Genomic DNA, 16,763 nt, shown 5'->3' on the forward strand with positions numbered 1-16,763 from the left:
AGCGCCATCAGCGCGCCGATGCAAACCACCACCGTTACGAAGGCGTCGGCGCGTTTTTGAGCTTTTCCCTTTTGATCCGTCCGGGCCATAATCCGATGATCCCCTTGCGAATTTTAATTACCAGTTCCAGAACCGCCCCCACCGGGCACAGGTAATGGCACCAAAAATTATATATAAAGACCGCCGATACCAGGGCGAAAACCATCAACACCCACTGGTCAGGGGTACCCTTAAAGCTGAAAAGGACGTTCCACGGTTCAAACACCGAAACCGACGGGTTGCGCATGGCCAGCACCAGGAACAGCGCTACGAACAGCAGCGCGAAACGGGTATTTTTCAGCCATTTGAACAAAGTGGGATTGGGACGCACTTTGCCCCGGAACGTCAGATGGATCAACTCCTGGACGGCGACGTAGGGGCACAACCAGAAGCAGTAGTAGTTTTTACCGAATAAAGCCGCCAGGCCGATGAAGCCGAAAACGACGATATAAATGACGAAGAACGTCTGCAGGTGAGGTGAGTAGCCGATCAGCCAGGCGGCGATATTGGTCAGCGACAATGGGATAGACAACCAGACGCCGAGTACAGCGAAGCCGTACATCAACGTGAAAACCCTCGGCCAGTTGTGGCGGCGGATGCCGGGCAGCGTGCGGGCGGCTACTACTCCCAGCAGTCCCGCGCCGACCAGGATTTCCGGCCAGCCGATGCGAATCGGATCAGGCGGCCCGTCGTAAGGCTGCCCCAGGTATTCCGCCAGCGCCAGCCGCCCGGTGCGTACCCCGATGGAGACGCCGTTGCAGGATACGGTCGAACCCGTCATGGCGTCGATGTCTTCGAACAACTGGATGGGTTCGGTAAAGCTGCGCCCGACGTACTGGCCGAAGAAATCCCTCTTTACCAGGACATTCCACCACGGCAGGTCTTCATGGTGGTCCGGGACACTAACCTCGGTAATCACGCCGTCGGCCGTCCAGGCGACCAGGACGTGCATCGGGCCGCCGTAGCCGGGCCCTTCGGCGGCGGTGATGTAACCGGTGGCGGTCCCTGAAGCGTCGGCGGTCTGGTAAACCACAGTGGTGCCTGAAGACCGGACGATGTTGAAGGCGGAGGCCTCCGGCGCCAGCTCAGGTAGGAAACTTTCGTACCCGGCAAGACCCTGGCTGGCCCGTCCGTAAGTGGCGGCGCCCAATAGCAGCGTCAGAGCTAAGCCGAAAATGATCCGGGAACGGTGCCGCCGGAAGAAATTATCCGGCACCATGACTCCAGGCAGCCCAGACGGCCGGCATCACCCGGCGGCGCCCGGATTCAAATGAAGAGGGGGACATAAATCATTCATCAGTACCGGCGCTTATCTCTAGGAAACGGGCATCATTATATGCCTGCCGGTGAGGGGCGGCAACTCAGGCGACGGCCGTTACCGATGACGGTTTGCGCCGGCCTATGAGCCTGGTCAGCCAGATGCTGATTTCGTAGAGGACAATCAGTGGCGCGGCGATGAGCGACTGGGTGATGGGGTCCAGCGTCGGGGTGATGAAGGCGGAGATAACGAAGGCCAATACAAACCAGATCTTGCGTTTGCCGGCCAGCCACTTCGAGGTAACGATGCCGGCAACAGACAGGGCGCCCAAGATGACCGGCATTTCGAAGGCCAGGCCGATGGCTACCAGCAGCCGCAGCACCAGGTCGATATAGGTGCTGATGCGGGGCGCGACATTAACCACGTCGCTGCCGAACTCGAAGAGAAATTGAATGGTGATAGGCAGGGCCAGGAAGTAGGCGAAGGCCACACCGGCCAGGAACAGGCCGACGATGAACGGGAAGCCGACGAAAATAGCCCGTTTCTCTCGCGCCGTGAAGGCGGGCATCAGGAAGGCGAAAAATTGGTACAGCAGCCACGGCATGGACAGCACCAGGCCGGCGGTCAAGGCCGTCCGGAAATAAACGCTCAAGTACTCCAGCGTGTCAATGGCCTGGACATTAGGCCGGAGGGTGTCGGGGACGGGGGCCAGCAGGATTTCGATAATCTGATCGCCGAAGAACATGGCGATGACGGTGCCGGCGACGATGCCCAGGATGGAGCGGAGGAAGCGCTGCCGCATCTCGGTGAAGTGTTCGGTGATGGGCAGGCGTTTTTCGTTAGCGTTGATCATGCGGTCTCAGTAAAATCCTCGGCGAAGACTATTTTTTGGTCGGCGGTTTGGTCGGCGAGCTGTCGATGGCTTTGGTGAACTCCTTGGTCATCTCGCCGGTGATTTTACGGAAGCTGCGCAGGAATTCGCCGGCTTTGCGGGCGAATTCAGGTATCTTGTTAGGCCCGAAAATGAGGGTGGCAATCACGAGGATCGTGATGATCTCGAAAGTGCCCATGCCGAAGAAATTCATTCAGCCACCTTGTTTGTCAGAGTATTGTAAGTCTGGCTCGCCGCATCCACATCAACCGGATTTGGCGGAACCTTTTTGCTCGGCCACCCGCCGTTTGACCTCCACGGCCGTCGCGTCGTCCGACAGGGTTTTTATCACTTTAGTCTTCTTGTCATCCCCGCCGACCGCCTGGCGCAGTTGTTTTACGCCCTTGCCCAGGTTCCGGCCCAGGGAAGGGGCGAACGCCGCTCCGGTAATGATTAAAACAATGGCGATGATGATAATGATTTCCAGCGGTCCGAATCTCATATGATTGCCTTTATACTACCTTTGCCGCGGCGGGCTCGCGGCGCCTATTTGGTTTTTGAAGCGCTCTTGCCGGACTGCTCGGCCTGCCACTTCTTGAAGGCTTCCAGGTCTTCCTCGCTGACTTTGGCCGGTTCGTCAATGGCGCCGGTTTCGGCCTTGGGGGCCGCGGCGGCGCTTTGTTCCGCTTTAGGCTCGGTCTTTTCCTCTTCCTTTTCCTTGGCGGCTTCTTCACCATCCTCGGAAACGCCCTGCTTGAACGACTTTAGACCTTCGCCGAGCGATTTGCCGATCTGCGGCAGCTTGCCGACACCGAAGATCAGAAGCACGATCACCAGGATGATTACCAGTTCCAACGGGCCGAGTCTGAAGGGCATGGCTACCTCCTTGAACTAAAAAGGTTAAAAAGACACATGTAGGTAGATGATACTCCGAGGTCACGGAGTTGTCAATTACTACTAGACATAAAGTGTCAAGAAATTAGCAAACTATTACTCCGAGTGCTAATCTGGAGGTCAAAACGCCTTGTCCCAGCCGATAGCTTGCCCGCGGTCGGCCGCATAGCTATCATTATAGGGTGAACTTCAATATGCAACTGCCGCGCCCTACCCGCATCGGCCGCCGGACATTCCACTGGGGGCGGCGTACTTTCATAATGGGCATCCTGAACGTCACCCCGGACTCATTCTCCGGCGACGGTCTGGGCGGAGACGTCGAGGCCGCGATCGCTCAGGCTGAACGCATGGCCGCCGAGGGCGCCGACATCATAGACGTCGGCGGCGAGTCCACCCGCCCCGGCGCTCCCGAGGTCTCCGCCGAAGAAGAAATCCGACGCGTCGTCCCGGTCATCGAGCGCCTGAAGGCGGCTATCGACCTCCCCGTCAGCATCGACAGCTATAAAGCCGAGGTCGCCGAGGCCGCGGTCAGGGCAGGCGCCTCGCTTTTAAACGACGTCTGGGCCTTGAAGCGCGATGCCCGCCTGGCTGGGGTAGCCGCCCGCTACGGACTGCCCGTGGTGCTTAGTTCGAGCCAGCGCGATGCTCCTGTCGCCGATATCATGCCCGCCGTCATCGACAGCCTGCGCTGGGCCATTGGCCGGGCTGCCGCGGCCGGCGTCGCCCCGGAGAACATCATCGTCGACCCCGGCTTCGGCTTCGGCAAGACGGTCGAACAGAACGTCGAGGTGCTCCGGCGCCTGGGCGAGCTCAGGGTGCTCGGCAAGCCGATACTGCTGGGCACGTCGCGTAAATCCACCATCGGCAAAGTCCTGGGCGATGCGCCCCCTCCGGAACGCCTTTTCGGCACGGTGGCGACGACGGCCATCGGAATAATGAACGGCGCCGACATCGTCCGAGTCCACGATGTCAAAGAGAACGCTCAAGCGGCCAGGATGGCCGACGCCGTGGTCCGGGGCGTGACCGTCTATCTCGGTCTCGGATCCAATTTGGGCGACAGGGAGCGAAATCTGGCGCTTGCCGTAGAAGCTATCAGCCGGGACCTGCGTCTCAATCAGCTTTCGCCGGTTTATGAAACCGAGCCGTGGAATGTGGCGCCGCAGCCGAGGTTTCTGAATATGGCGATAGAAGCGCAGACTGCGCTTCCGCCATCCGGTCTGTTAGATTATGTAAAGAATCTTGAGCGTATTCTCGGCCGCGCCGCCGCCGATCCCGGCCAACCGCGAGTTATCGACATCGACATCCTGCTGTACGGCGATCAGGTCCTTGATACCCCGACGCTTATTATTCCCCATCCCCGCCTGGCGCAGCGGGCGTTCAACCTGGTGCCTCTTAACGACCTGGATCCTGAATTGAAACACCCGGTGACCGGGCTGACCGCGGCCGAGATGCTGTCTGCCCTGGGTCAGATTCGGGGCGTGGAACCATACCAGGAAACTGCTTCAGATTGACCTGGAGAAAGCCGAGGGCCTGAATATGTATATTATTGCCGTCGAAAGCCACTTTGACGCCGCCCACTACCTCCGGGGCTACCAGGGCAAATGCGAAAACCTCCACGGCCACCGGTACCGGGTGGCGGTGAAGCTGTCGTCGAAGGACCTGGACTCCGTCGGCCTGGCCTGCGACTTCGGCGACATCAAGGCTGCTTTAAAGCCGATACTCGCCCGCTACGACCACACTCTGCTGAATGATGTGCCGCCGTTCGACACGATCAATCCCTCGGCGGAGAACATCGCCCGTACGATCTATGAGGAAATCAAGCCCGAGATCGGCGGCGCGGCGCTGAAGGCGGTTACCGTCTGGGAGTCGCCGGAATCTTCCGCCGAGTACACCGAGGGTTGAGCAGAAGCCGTTCGCGGTGAGTTCCGTCGACCCCTTCGGCATGCTCAGGGCAAACGGGCCGAATTTTGAGAATTTTTACTCGGCGAGCTTAAACGTCGGGTAGGCCGCGTCTCCGGCGGAATACTTATCGCCTTTGAAAATACCGTGCCCCACGGTCACCGGCTGGCCGATGATGCTCATGGTGAGCTTGTCCGGGCAGGCTGTTTCAATCCGGCCGACGAGATACGGTCCTTCATCAAGGGCGACCAGCGCCAGGGCGTAAGGCAGTTCCTGGTCGCGGCCCTCAGCCGCCACGAAGAGGGTGGTATAGCTGGCGATCTTCCCCTTGCCCGAAAGCTGGACGACCTCGAGGTCGGTGCTGGCGCAGCGCGGGCAAACGCCCCGCGGCGGGCAGAGAATGCCCCCGCAGCCGCATTTAAGTCCCAGCAGCTTCCCTTCACGGAGAGCGGTGTCGAAATCACTGTTTGTTAACTTTACCGTCATCTTACCAGCCCCTCTTGAAGATCAGGCTGACCATAGTGCCGCCGTCGCCGCCCAGAGTATCGGTCATGCCGATTCTGGCCTCCGGCACCTGCCGCTCCGGCTCGACCTCGCCCCTGAGCTGGCGGACGACCTCATACACCTGGGCCGCGCCGGTGGCGCCGATGGGGTGGCCTTTACTCTTGAGGCCGCCGGACGGGTTAATGGCCACCTTGCCACCGATGTCGGTCTCGCCTTTGAGCCAGGCCTCGCCGGCTTTACCCTGCTCGAAGAAGCCCAGTCCTTCGGCGGCGATGATACTGGCGATGGAGAAGCAGTCGTGGAGCTCGCAGACATCAATATCGGCCGGAGTGATGCCGGCCATGGTGTAAGCCTGCCTGGCCGACAGTTCACGCGCCTTAAGCCTGGGGAGATAGGCTCCCTGCGAAGCCAGCGGACCCGAGGACGCCTGTCCGGCGCCGGCGAAGAAGACCGGCTTGGGCGACAGCTTTTTAGCCGCCTCTTCTGAGGCAACGACGACGGCTGCCGCGCCGTCGGAAAAGGGGCAGCAGTCGTGGAGCTGGATGGGCGTGGCCACAGTGAAGCTTTTCAGCACGTCGGGGATGGTGACCGATTTCTTAAGGTGGGCCTTCGGGTTGAACATCCCATGGTTGTAAGACTGCACCGACACCTGCGCCATCTGCTCTTTCAGCTTTTGGATCGGCAAGCCGTAGACCGCGGCGTAGCGGTGGGCCAAAAGGGCGAAAACGCCGGGGAAGGTCATCCCAGCCGGGAACTCGTACCTGGAGTCCGAGAACATGGCGAAGGTGCGTGTAGCCAGAGGGGTGCCCAAGCTGGCAGCCCTTTCGACGCCGCCGGCGATGACGATGTCGTAAACGCCTGCGGCCACAAGAAGGAAGGCGTCGCGGATAGCCACCGAAGCCGAGGCGCAGGCGCCGTCGTAGCGGTTGGCGGGGACGTTCCAGGCGCCGATATAGTCGGCGATGAAGGCCGGGGTCATCCCCTGGCCCTCGGCGAAGTCGCCCAGGGCGTTGCCGACGAACAGCGCCTGGACAGATTTCGATTCAATTTGGGCGTCGGCCAGCGCCTCGAAGGCGGCTTCGGCGAACAACTCGGACAGGCTTTTTCCTTGGGCGCCGGAGAACTTGGTCTGCCCGACGCCGATGACGGCTACTTTACGCATACTACCCCGTCGGTGATTCTATTTTCGATTTTCTAACTGAAAGCCTTCCCGGCATTCTCCGTCCTTGACAGCCACAGCTTGCGGTTGCGGATGTCCCGGTCGAAGACCAGGCGGTTCAATAGGACTTCGCTCATCGAAAGGTCTTTGGCCAGATCGCTGCGGCCGCCGGCCAGCAGGCGGCGGATGAAAGCGAGCGCGGTTATGGCTGCCATGCCCGCCGCCACCGGCCCGGGTTCGGCGATGCTGAAAAAATCGGCCAGGTAGTAGGCCAGTAAAGGCAGCGCCAGCAGGGCGATGAAGACGCCCAGGGACAACTGCTTCACCGGCGCCAGAGAAAATGCCATGACCAGCACCGCCAGTCCCAGCAGCGGCGAGAAAGCCAGGATGACGCCCAGGCTGGTCAGGATGCCCCGCCCGCCGCGGAAGCCCAGGAAGACCGGCCAGTTGTGGCCGGCCACCGCGGCCAGGCCAACGGCGAACTGGTAGGAGATGTCCAGGCCGGACCAGCGGGCAACCAGCACCGCCAGAATGCCCTTGCCCAGGTCGAAAATGAGTACTGGTATCGTCCAGCGCTTGGAGGTGGCGGCCAGTACGTTGGAACTGCCGACGTTGCCGGAGCCGTGCTTTCTTAAATCAACGCCGCGGGCCCATTTTGCCACCAGGTAGGCCACCGGTATGCTGCCGACCAGGTAAGCCCCTATCAGAAGAAGAATAAACATTGCCTCAAACTCCCTGATGATACGCCGACGGTCACCCGGCCTGCCGCCGCGAGATCAGGTCCTCGACCGCCGCCAGCGGCACCGGCTGGCCGCCGATCATCGTTTCGGTGGCCGGGTCCAGGCCGTGATAGTCGGTGCCGCCGGTAGCCACCAGGCCCAAGCGGTCGGCCAGCATTTTCAACCGCTCAATTTCCCAGTCCTTGAAGCTGGAGTAGAAAACCTCGATGCCGGCCAGTCCCGCCGGGATAAGTTCCTCGATCAGTTTCTCATAGCCGGGCAGGGTCAGCGGGTGGGCTATGACCGGGACGCCGCCCACGGAGCGGATGAGGGCTACCGCCTCGGCCGGGGCCAGCTTGATGCGTTCAACATAACCCGGCCCGCCGCGTGAGATGTATTTGTCGAAGGCCTCGCCGATATAGCTGATGTAACCCTTCTCAACCATAGCCTGGGCGATGTGGGGCCGGCCGATGACGGCCTCGCCGGCGATCTCCTTGACCCTCTCCCAGTCCAGCGGCATGCCCAGCTCTCCCAGCCTCTCGACGATAGCCTGGCCGCGGTCCTCGCGAGAGGCTCTCATAATGGTCAGCCGGCGCTTGAGCTCCGGGTTCTGCCAGTCAATGAAGTAGCCGAGAATGTGGACGTCGCCGGCGGCCACATCGGTGGACATTTCCACGCCGGGGATAACGGTCAGGCCGGGGAACTTCTCGGCTTCGGCCAGCGCCTCGGCTATGCCGTCGATGGAGTCGTGGTCGGTCAGCGCCATGTATTTCAGCTTCAGGTTGCCAGCCTTGCGTACCACCTGGGCCGGGGTGAGGACGCCGTCGGAGGCTGTCGAATGCAGGTGCAGGTCGACTCGGGAGACCATCAGATGATGGCCTCGCGGTCGATTCTCTCCATGGCAATAGCCTTGCCATTGATATCCGTGGTGATGAGCACCGAATTGAAGGTCACCCGGGCTCCTTTGGCGACCGACAGCCGCTGGTGCAGGCCGGTCAGGAAGCGGGACAGCACCTCGTCCTTGTCATCGCCGATGATGGAGTGCCACGGCCCCACCATACCGATATCGGAGACGCAGGCGGTGCCGCCGGGCAGGACGCGGGCGTCAACGGTACCGACATGGGTGTGGGTGCCGACCACGGCGGACACTTTGCCGTCCAGGTACCAGCCCATGGCCTGTTTCTCCGAGGTGGCTTCGGCATGAAAGTCAACGATGATGTGGCCCGGCTTCCTGTCAAGGCTTGATAGGAGGGCATCCATGGCGCGGAAGGGGCAGTCAATGGTATTGATGAAGGTCCGGCCCATCAGGCTGACCACCGTCACCCCCTTGACCGTGACAAATCCCTTGCCCGGCACCCCCGGCGGGTAATTCAGCGGCCGCAGCACCGGGGCGGAACCCTCCAGCATGGGAACAATCTCCTGCTGCGCCCAGATGTGGTTGCCGGAGGTGATGACGTCCATGCCGTAGGAAAAAAGCTCCTCGGCGGTCTCCGGGGTCAGTCCCTTGCCGCCGGCGGCGTTCTCGCCGTTGGCGATGACGAAGTCTATCCCCAGCCCCAGCTTCAAGGCCGGCAGCAGTTCTTTGACCGCCCGCCGCCCGGGCTTGCCGATGATATCGCCGATGGCCAGTATCTTCATCAGTCTCTAAAAACGCCCTCTACGGATAGTATCCGAAAACGCTCTATTATGCCACTCATTGGGCAAGCGTTCAATCATCGGTCCCTCTCCCCCTTTGCAAAAGGGGGAGGAAGCTATCTCTTCCCCCGCAGCCCCTGGAACTCCGCCACGTAGCGGTCGAAGACGCCCTCGGACGCCATACTGTAGTGCTTATCCCCGCCAACGATGATGTGGTCCAAAGCGCGGATGCCCACCGCCGCCGCCGCCAGCACCAGGTCGCGGGTAATGTCACGGTCCTGAGGGCTGGGGGTCGTCGACCCTGACGGGTGGTTGTGGACAAAGATCATAGCCGCCGCCTGCCGCTTGAGCGCGCCCTCGATGACCTCCCTCACCCACACCGCGGAAGCGTTAACCGTACCATGGAACATGTCGGCCGCCTCGATGACTCGGTTTTGGTTGTCCAGGTAGATGACTTTGAAGACCTCTTTCTTGAGGCCGCCCATCGAGGCGTTCAGGTAGTCCAGCACCTGCTCCGGCGCGCCGACGCACGGCTCGCCGACGGCTTTCTCTTTCAGTAATTCCCGAGATACCTCGGCGATGAGGCGGATGGCGACGCAGTTGTTGGGTCCGATGCCCGGAACCTGCTGTAAGTCCTCGGGCAATGCCTCAAGGACGCCTCGGAGTGTCTTGAAACGCTTGAGGGCTTCCTTGGCGGCTGGTTTGCAGTCGGAGCGCGGCTGGCCGAGGGTCAGCAGCAGCTCGACGACCTCGTAGTCCGCCAGGGCGGACAGGCCGCCCTTTTTGAAGCGTTCCCGCAGCCGGCCGCGGTGGCCGTCGACTCGGCTGTTTTTATCGTCGCCCATAGCTGGGCAACTTATACCACTTTTTGTACGCGGCAACAAAATTTTTGGACCGCGGAAGCTGGCGATCTGCCCGTCGGACGGGACGCGTCCCGCCGCCGATGGTATAATGGGCGCCGAGTTTCTGATGTTTACCCACCTTCACGTTCATACCGAATTCAGCCTGCTGGACGGCATGTGCCGCGTCAAGGATCTGGTGGCGCGGGCCAAAGAGCTGGGCATGACCGCCCTTGGGATCACCGACCACGGCGCCATGTACGGCGCCCTGAAGTTCTATAAAGAGTGCAAGGCCCAGGGGATCAAGCCGATCGTCGGCTGCGAGATATATGTCGCCCCCGGCTCCCGGCTGGACAAGACCGCCGCGGACAAGAACCACCGCCACCTGGTGCTGCTGGCTAAAAACAAGGCAGGCTACCAGAACCTTTTACAGCTGGTCTCCATCGCCAACACCGAGGGCTACTATTACAAGCCGAGGGTGGACAAAGAGGTTTTAGCTAAATACCGCGAGGGGCTCATCGCCCTGTCCGCCTGCCCATCCGGTGAAGTGCCGCGCCTCATCCTGGAGGGGCGAATCGACGAAGCCCGGAAGGCGGCCGCCTGGTACCACGACAACTTCGGTGGGGATTTTTACTTCGAGATCCAGCGGCATCCCATGCCGGAGTTCGACCGGATTAATTCAGCTTTGATGAAGCTTTCGAAGGAGCTCGGCGTCCCGGTGGTCGCCACCGGCGATATCCACTATCTCAACCGCGAGGACGCCGCAACCCACGATCTGCTGCTGTGTATCGGCACCAGCACCACGGTGCAGGATACCTCCCGGATGAGGATGCAGGCTGACTCTTTTTATCTCAAAACCGAAGCCGAGATGGCCGAACTGTACCGCGACCTGCCGGAAGCCCTGTCCAACACGCAGAAGATCGCCGACGCCTGCGACCTGTCGCTCGACTTCGGCCGACTGCACCTGCCGCAGATCGATCGCCCGGATGGGATGTCGTCCTTTGAATACCTGACCGATCTTTGCCGGAATGCCTTGCCGAAGTATTATCCCAATCCCTCGGCGGCCGTACAGGACAGGCTTGCCTATGAGCTGGAGGTCATCGACAAGACCCAGTTCGCCGATTATTTTCTGGTAGTCTGGGATATCATCCGCTTCGTCAAGGAGCGGAATATCTACTACGGCGTTCGGGGTTCGGCCGCCGCCTCCATCGTCCTCCGCTGCCTCGGCATTACCGAGGTCGACCCGCTGGAGTATTCCCTGGTCTTCGAGCGCTTCCTGAACATCGAGCGCAAGGAGATGCCGGACATTGACATGGATTTCCAGGACGACCGGCGCGAGGAGGTCATCGAATACGTTTCAGCCAAGTACGGACCGGACCACGTGGCCCAGATCATCACCTTCGGCACGCTGGGCGCCCGGGCGGCAATCCGCGACGTCGGCCGCGCCCTGGGCATGAATCTCCCCGATGTCGACCGGGTAGCCCGTATGGTGCCCTTCGGTCCCAACATGACCCTGGAAAAAGCCCTGGACGAGACCGCTGAACTGCGTGAAGCCGTTCAGAGTGACGGCGCGGTGCAGAAACTCATTGACACCGCCAGGCAGGTTTCCGGGCTGTCCCGCCACGCCAGCACCCATGCCGCCGGGGTGGTCATTTCCAAGGAGCCGCTGGCGCTCCACGCACCGCTGCAGCGCCTTAACCGCGAGGGCGCCGGCGGCGGCAAGGTCGAACTGGTGATGACCCAGTATCCCATGGAGGACATCGCGCTCATCGGCCTCCTCAAGATGGACTTCCTGGGCCTGGCCAATCTGACCATCCTGTCGCGGGCCCAGGACATCATTCGGGAGCGGCGCGGCGTGCCGCTGGACGTGCACAGGATCCCGCTGGATGATAAGAAAACCTTCAGCCTGCTGGCCGCCGGCGAGACGATGGGCGTTTTCCAGCTTGAAGGCGTCGGCATGCGGCGCTATATCCGTGACCTGAAACCCTCCCACTTTACCGATATCGCCGCCATGGTAGCCCTGTACCGTCCCGGCCCGATGGAGCAGATTCCCCGCTTCATCAGGAGCAAACACGGCCTGGAACCGATCAGCTACCCGCACCCGGACCTGGAGCCGATCCTCAGAGAAACCTACGGCGTCATCGTCTACCAGGAGCAGGTGCTGTTCATCGCCCAAAAATTCTCCGGCTATTCGCTGGGTCAGGCCGATATCCTCAGGAAGGCTATGGGCAAGAAGAACGCCGAGGTGATGCAGAAGCAGAAGCAGAACTTCATCGCCGGCGCGGTCAAGAACGGCTACACCGAGGCTGTGGCCGAGGAGATTTTCGCCCTCATCGAACCTTTCGCCGGGTATGCTTTCAACAAGGCCCACGCCGTGTCCTATGCCCTCATCGCCTACCAGACGGCTTATCTCAAGGCCAATTACCCGGTGGAATACATGACCGCCTTCCTGGCGACCCAGCGGGACGACGCCGAGAAAGTGGCGGTGGCCGCCGCCGAGAGCCGCCGCCTGGGCATCGAGCTTCGCGGCCCGGACGTCAACGCCTCAGAGGTCAATTTCACCATCGAATCGGGCGGCGGCGGAGACGCCATCCGCTTCGGCCTGGCGGCGGTCAAGAATGTCGGCGAAGCGGCCGTCGTCCCCATCGTCGAGGAGCGCCGCCGCAGCGGCCCCTTCAGATCGCTTGAGGACTTCTGCCGCCGCGCCGACGCCGCCTGCATGAACCGCCGGGTGATGGAGAGCCTGATCAAGGTCGGCGCCTTCGATTCCCTCGGCGGCCGGGCGACCCTCCTCCACAACGTTGGGCGCATTATGGATTTCGCCGCCCGCGAACTCCGGATCCGCCAATCGGGCCAGGGCACCCTGTTCGACCTCTTCGGCGGCGTCGCCGAGATGCCGGCGGCGCCCCTGGAGATGGAAGCCTCGGCGGTGTCCCAGAAGGAATTGATGGCCTGGGAGAAGGACCTGCTGGGCGTCTACCTGTCGGCCCATCCGTTCAGCCAGTTCGCGGGCAGCATCGGGCGGGACACCACCGCCCTGTGCGGCGAGATTTCCGACGAGCTTGACGGCCAACTGGTAACCCTGGCCGGCATGGTAGCGGCGGCCAGGACATCGGTCACCCGGGACGGCAACACCTTCGCCACGGTGGAGTTGGAAGACCTCAACGGCCGCACCGAGATCGTCGCCTGGCCGAAGCTGTACGCCCAGACCAAAGAATTCTGGCAGGAGGGCAATGTCCTCCTTGTGGAAGGCAAGGTTTCTTTCCGCGGCGACCGCGGTTCGGTGCACGCCGACGCGGTGCGGCTTTACCAGCCAAACGCCGAAGGCGATTCGGTTGAAGCCGGCCAGATGGTACGGGTGAAGCCGCCCGGCGGCAACGGTTTCCACGGCCGCCCGGGCTTTCCGCCGAAGGCAGGGCCGCCCTTCCACCCGCCGCCTAAAGCGGCGGCTCGACCGGCAGCCGCCGCCACCCCCGAAGCCGAGACCAAAAAAGTAATCGAGAAGGATAAATCGCCTATTATGCCCCGCCGCCTGATCGTTAACCTGACCCAGACCGAAAACGCTGATGCCGACCTGGGCCTTTTCAACCGGCTGATGGATATCCTGGCCGTCTATCCCGGCCCGGAAAGCATCAGCCTGCAGATCGCCTGCCCCGACCGGCTGTATCACCTGAAGCTGTCCAACCTGAAGGTAACCTGCAATAACGACCTGATGGCTGAGATCGAGACCCTGTTGGGCCCCGGTTCAGCTAGGTGCGAAAACAATGGACATTAAATGGACCGCCGCGGCTTCGGCGCCCAATGAGTTCGCCGCCACCCTGTGGCGGGATATCCTGATTGACGCCGGCATCCCGGCATTCGTCCGGGAGTCGGAAGCGGCGACTTTTCTGGTCGCCTCGGCTATCCTGCCGGCCAGCGTGATGGTGCCGGAAGACCGCCTGGAAGAGGCCAAAAGGCTGCTGGAAGAGATCGAGCCGGCCGATGAGCAGCCCGAAGACCCGGATGAATAAGCTCGGCCGGCTGGCGCTTCGGGCGGCGGCCTGGGGACTGGTGCCGGCGGTGCCGCTGCTGATTACGGGCGCCGTCATCGCCTTTGCCGTCAATTTCCAGCCGCTCTACGAGTACGGCTTCGACAGCTACGACGTCGGCCGGACCACCGGGCTTTCGGAGGCGGAGCTGTCCAGGGCCGCCGAAGGCCTCATTGATTACTTCAACTCCGGCGCGGAGTATATAGACCTCACCGTCGAAAAAGACGGCCGGCCCTTCGCCCTGTTCAACGACCGGGAGATCGTCCACCTCTACGATGTCAAGGGACTGATCCACCTCGACTACCAGGTGCTGTTCTGGAGCGCCGCTTACACCCTGCTGATCAGCTCTATTATTATGGTTGCTCGGCGGCAGCCGGCGAGGCTGGCGGCGCCGCTATTCTGGGGCGGCGTGCTGGCTTTAGTCATCGTCGTCTCCAGGGCGGTCATCGCCATCGTCGATTTCGACGCCTTTTTCGTCCAGTTCCACATGGTCAGCTTTGTCAACGATTTCTGGCTGCTTAATCCGGCCACTGACTACCTGATCATGCTGTTCCCCGGCGGCTTCTGGCGCGACGCCATGGTCTTCGTCGACGTCATCATTCTTTCGCTGACCGCGGCGGTCACCGTCATTGCCTGGCGCCATGTCAGGATCGGTGACGGCATAAGCTAGGACTGCGCCGCGCGGAACAGGAAAATGAGGCGGCAGTTGAGCTCCAGGTCCTCTTGTAGGCGCCCGGTGTAGCTTACGGCCGCGGCCGGTTTTGACAGGCGGTTGTCATATCCAGCCTGCGGGCACACCGACCGCAGCAGGTCGGCTGTCTTCCGCAGGTTGACCGTCGAGGACCCGGAAATGCCGCCGCCGAGGAAGGCGAAGCTTTTTAACGTATCTCTGCTGACGGCAACCGGCGGCGCCCGCAGCGAAGCCTCATAAAGGCGGATGAAGGGCTCGGCGGTGACCGACTCGGAACTTGAGGTCTCGGTCCTGGTACGCCAGATCGGGATGCCCCCGGCCAGCAGCGTCGCCCCCGGGGAAAACCGGGTTTTCTGGACCGCGGTCTCGACTCTTTCGGCGCGGCGGCCGATGCCTTCGACAATAAGAAACACCTGCCCCTTTTCCATCACCCGCCGCTGACCGGCGTCCCCGGTAAAAACCAGTTCCCCGGCGGTAAAATCAATCTCCCTGGCCATGAAAACCGGCTGTTCAAGCCTGAGCGAGGCGTCGCTTAAAGCCAGCGCCGTCAGGCCGGCGGCGCGGAGATTCCCGGCGGCGGCATCCGCCCGGGCAAAATTGTCAAAATGGGCAATGAGTTTCGGCACTCTCCCGGCCAGCAGCAGCCGGATGTCGCAGGGCGCGCGGTCGAGGACGGCCGCCGCCCGGGCGATAAGTTCCGGACTTAAATCCGGCGGCGGTTCCACGGCGACATGACCGATATCACTGGCTGGGGATGCGTTCATGGTGCTTGCCGCCGGTCCGGCTGCCGGCCGGCCAGGCGAAACGAGGCCAGACACCGGTACTCGGCGCCCCGGGGCAGCAGGGTGCTCTGCATCAGGCTGACATCTTCGACGGGGATCTTCAGGTCCGGCTCGAACTTCGTCCCGGCCAGCTTTTTGGCCAGCGCCTGCCGCGCTTCAGCGGAAACGTCCTCGCGCAGCCGGGCCAGGGTGAGGTGGGGTGAAAAAGCCCGGTTTTCGGCCGGAAAACCCAGCGGCGATACCTCTGCCTCAACCGCCCGCTGCAGCTCGACCAGACGATCCAGGCCGCCGGACAGGCCGCACCAGACGACGTTCATCCGCCGCAGGTTGGGGAAAGCGCCAAGCCCGGAAAGCCCCAGTTCGAAGGCGGGGACCGGCTCGACCGCCGTGGCCAGCGCCGCCCGAATGGCTTCAATCTGGCCCGGCGCCGCCTGCCCCAGGAATTTGAGCGTCAGGTGGATGCCGTTCGGCGAGACCCATTTGATGCCCGCCGCTTGTTCGGCAGCCAGCCGCCGCTGGAATGCCGCCAGTTCGGTCTTGACCGGCTCTGGCAGCTCGACGGCGATGAAGGCGCGGATTGAAGGCGCTTCAGTCATTCGCCAGCCCCAGCAGGGCGGCGGCATTGCCGCCCAGGACAGCCTTGAGCGTTTGGGTCGAAAGATTAAGCGTTTTCAACTCATCTAGGCAGCGCCGCTGGCCTAAGAGCGGCCAGTCCGAGCCGAAAAGGATCCTGGTCTCCCCGACCAGGTCGGCGGCTCGTTCGTAGACCTCCGGCCGGTACAGGTAGGGTGTGGCGGCGCTGTCGAACCAGGTGTTTTTGAGCGCCGCCCCGACCTCCGGCATCAGGGCATAGAACGGCAGACCGCCGCCCCAGTGGGCCAGTGCCAGCTTTAAATCCGGGTTGGCGGCGATGAAGGGGTAGAGGACGCCGGGCGTCAACGAACCTTTGCCGGGATAAGCGTGGCCGACCGGTTCGTCGGCGTGGAGCAGCAGGACCAGGCTATTCTCGACCAGGGCTCCTACGAAGGGTTTGATGACTCTATCGTCGCCGAGGTCAAATCCCTGGACATCCGGCCGCAGTTCGCCGATACCCCGGGCGCCCGCAGCGGCGCAGCGTTTGATTTCGTTAATGGCTTGGTTCCCAGCCAGCGGCTGGACGGCGACGAAGGGAATGAGCCGGCCGGGGTATCTGGCGGCCGCTTCCAGCAGGTAGTCGTTGGTGCGGACGCACAGCTCGTGAGAAGTCCAGCCGATGTTCTGGATGACGGCTTTATCGACGCCGGCCGCATCCATTTCGGAAATTAGTTCATCGGCGGCCGCCAGGCGGGCTTTCGGGCTGGAATACAGCAGCCGGAAGCAGGGGTCGGCGAGATATTTTTGCCGTTCGGCAATAAGCTGCGGCGGGAAGATGTGGGTATGGAAGTCTATGATCACCCTTCGATTGT

At 62.0% G+C, this 16,763-nt stretch carries 19 protein-coding genes; 5 read left to right on the top strand and 14 right to left on the bottom strand.

The window, feature by feature from the left end:
* Positions 1-34: 34 nt before the first annotated feature.
* The 5 genes from ABV300_RS01215 to tatA form a co-directional block, all read right to left on the bottom strand.
* The gene (locus ABV300_RS01215) at positions 35-1,255 is read right to left on the bottom strand and encodes a 4Fe-4S binding protein (RefSeq protein ID WP_353714750.1); all 1,221 of its coding nucleotides are present in this window, start codon (positions 1,253-1,255) and stop codon (positions 35-37) included.
* 145 nt (positions 1,256-1,400) lie between these two features.
* Positions 1,401-2,150: a twin-arginine translocase subunit TatC gene (tatC, locus tag ABV300_RS01220; RefSeq protein WP_353714751.1), complete on the bottom strand. Its 750-nt coding sequence runs from the start codon at positions 2,148-2,150 to the stop codon at positions 1,401-1,403.
* A 28-nt stretch (positions 2,151-2,178) separates the two neighbouring features.
* Entirely contained in the window at positions 2,179-2,382 is a 204-nt protein-coding gene (locus tag ABV300_RS01225) for a twin-arginine translocase TatA/TatE family subunit (RefSeq protein ID WP_058438347.1), read from the bottom strand.
* A 51-nt stretch (positions 2,383-2,433) separates the two neighbouring features.
* Complete coding sequence (locus tag ABV300_RS01230; RefSeq protein WP_353714752.1) at positions 2,434-2,670, bottom strand: twin-arginine translocase TatA/TatE family subunit; 237 nt, start codon at positions 2,668-2,670, stop codon at positions 2,434-2,436.
* 44 nt (positions 2,671-2,714) lie between these two features.
* On the bottom strand, positions 2,715-3,044 hold the full coding sequence (tatA, locus tag ABV300_RS01235; RefSeq protein WP_353714753.1) for a twin-arginine translocase TatA/TatE family subunit: 330 nt from the start codon (positions 3,042-3,044) through the stop codon (positions 2,715-2,717).
* 212 nt (positions 3,045-3,256) lie between these two features.
* Between tatA and folP the strand changes: the two genes are divergently transcribed.
* Both folP and queD read left to right on the top strand, forming a co-directional pair.
* Positions 3,257-4,573 carry a dihydropteroate synthase gene (gene folP, locus ABV300_RS01240; protein ID WP_353714754.1) on the top strand — a complete coding sequence of 439 codons (1,317 nt, stop codon included), beginning with the start codon at positions 3,257-3,259 and terminating at the stop codon, positions 4,571-4,573.
* 25 nt (positions 4,574-4,598) lie between these two features.
* Positions 4,599-4,964: a 6-carboxytetrahydropterin synthase QueD gene (queD, locus tag ABV300_RS01245; protein WP_353714755.1), complete on the top strand. Its 366-nt coding sequence runs from the start codon at positions 4,599-4,601 to the stop codon at positions 4,962-4,964.
* A 75-nt stretch (positions 4,965-5,039) separates the two neighbouring features.
* Here the strand turns inward: queD and ABV300_RS01250 are convergent, their stop codons facing one another.
* The 6 genes from ABV300_RS01250 to radC all read right to left on the bottom strand — a co-directional run bounded on the left by ABV300_RS01250 (position 5,040) and on the right by radC (position 9,823).
* On the bottom strand, positions 5,040-5,447 hold the full coding sequence (locus tag ABV300_RS01250) for a Zn-ribbon domain-containing OB-fold protein (protein WP_353714756.1): 408 nt from the start codon (positions 5,445-5,447) through the stop codon (positions 5,040-5,042).
* 1 nt (position 5,448) lies between these two features.
* Positions 5,449-6,627: a propanoyl-CoA acyltransferase gene (locus tag ABV300_RS01255; RefSeq protein WP_353714757.1), complete on the bottom strand. Its 1,179-nt coding sequence runs from the start codon at positions 6,625-6,627 to the stop codon at positions 5,449-5,451.
* A gap of 32 nt (positions 6,628-6,659) precedes the next feature.
* Positions 6,660-7,346: a glycerol-3-phosphate acyltransferase gene (locus ABV300_RS01260; protein WP_353714758.1), complete on the bottom strand. Its 687-nt coding sequence runs from the start codon at positions 7,344-7,346 to the stop codon at positions 6,660-6,662.
* 31 nt (positions 7,347-7,377) lie between these two features.
* Positions 7,378-8,211 (bottom strand): PHP domain-containing protein, encoded by an 834-nt coding sequence (locus ABV300_RS01265; protein ID WP_353714759.1) that lies wholly within the window; start codon positions 8,209-8,211, stop codon positions 7,378-7,380.
* Positions 8,211-8,981 (bottom strand): TIGR00282 family metallophosphoesterase, encoded by a 771-nt coding sequence (locus tag ABV300_RS01270; protein WP_353714760.1) that lies wholly within the window; start codon positions 8,979-8,981, stop codon positions 8,211-8,213. Before ABV300_RS01270 ends, ABV300_RS01265 begins: the two co-directional genes overlap by 1 nt.
* 113 nt (positions 8,982-9,094) lie before the next feature.
* Complete coding sequence (radC, locus tag ABV300_RS01275) at positions 9,095-9,823, bottom strand: DNA repair protein RadC (protein WP_353714761.1); 729 nt, start codon at positions 9,821-9,823, stop codon at positions 9,095-9,097.
* A gap of 106 nt (positions 9,824-9,929) precedes the next feature.
* Between radC and ABV300_RS01280 the strand changes: the two genes are divergently transcribed.
* Genes ABV300_RS01280 through ABV300_RS01290 form a run of 3 tightly spaced genes read left to right on the top strand, consistent with a single transcriptional unit; the run spans position 9,930 to position 14,515 of the window.
* Entirely contained in the window at positions 9,930-13,592 is a 3,663-nt protein-coding gene (locus ABV300_RS01280; protein ID WP_353714762.1) for a DNA polymerase III subunit alpha, read from the top strand.
* Positions 13,582-13,827 carry a DUF2007 domain-containing protein gene (locus ABV300_RS01285; protein WP_353714763.1) on the top strand — a complete coding sequence of 82 codons (246 nt, stop codon included), beginning with the start codon at positions 13,582-13,584 and terminating at the stop codon, positions 13,825-13,827. Before ABV300_RS01280 ends, ABV300_RS01285 begins: the two co-directional genes overlap by 11 nt.
* Positions 13,820-14,515 carry a TIGR01906 family membrane protein gene (locus ABV300_RS01290; RefSeq protein WP_353714764.1) on the top strand — a complete coding sequence of 232 codons (696 nt, stop codon included), beginning with the start codon at positions 13,820-13,822 and terminating at the stop codon, positions 14,513-14,515. The genes ABV300_RS01285 and ABV300_RS01290 overlap by 8 nt, the downstream gene beginning before the upstream one ends.
* On the opposite strand, the gene ABV300_RS01295 is transcribed toward ABV300_RS01290, so the two are convergent.
* Genes ABV300_RS01295 through ABV300_RS01305 form a run of 3 tightly spaced genes read right to left on the bottom strand, consistent with a single transcriptional unit; the run spans position 14,512 to position 16,752 of the window.
* Positions 14,512-15,300, bottom strand: a complete 789-nt coding sequence (locus tag ABV300_RS01295) for a hypothetical protein (protein WP_353714765.1) — start codon at positions 15,298-15,300, stop codon at positions 14,512-14,514. The genes ABV300_RS01290 and ABV300_RS01295 overlap by 4 nt on opposite strands.
* Entirely contained in the window at positions 15,297-15,914 is a 618-nt protein-coding gene (gene thpR, locus ABV300_RS01300) for an RNA 2',3'-cyclic phosphodiesterase (protein ID WP_353714766.1), read from the bottom strand. Before thpR ends, ABV300_RS01295 begins: the two co-directional genes overlap by 4 nt.
* Positions 15,907-16,752, bottom strand: coding sequence for an amidohydrolase family protein (locus ABV300_RS01305; RefSeq protein WP_353714767.1), 846 nt, complete (start codon positions 16,750-16,752; stop codon positions 15,907-15,909). Before ABV300_RS01305 ends, thpR begins: the two co-directional genes overlap by 8 nt.
* Positions 16,753-16,763: the final 11 nt, after the last annotated feature.

This window comes from Dehalogenimonas sp. 4OHTPN (assembly GCF_040448695.1).
In the GTDB taxonomy this organism is placed as follows: Bacteria; Chloroflexota; Dehalococcoidia; order Dehalococcoidales; family Dehalococcoidaceae; genus Dehalogenimonas.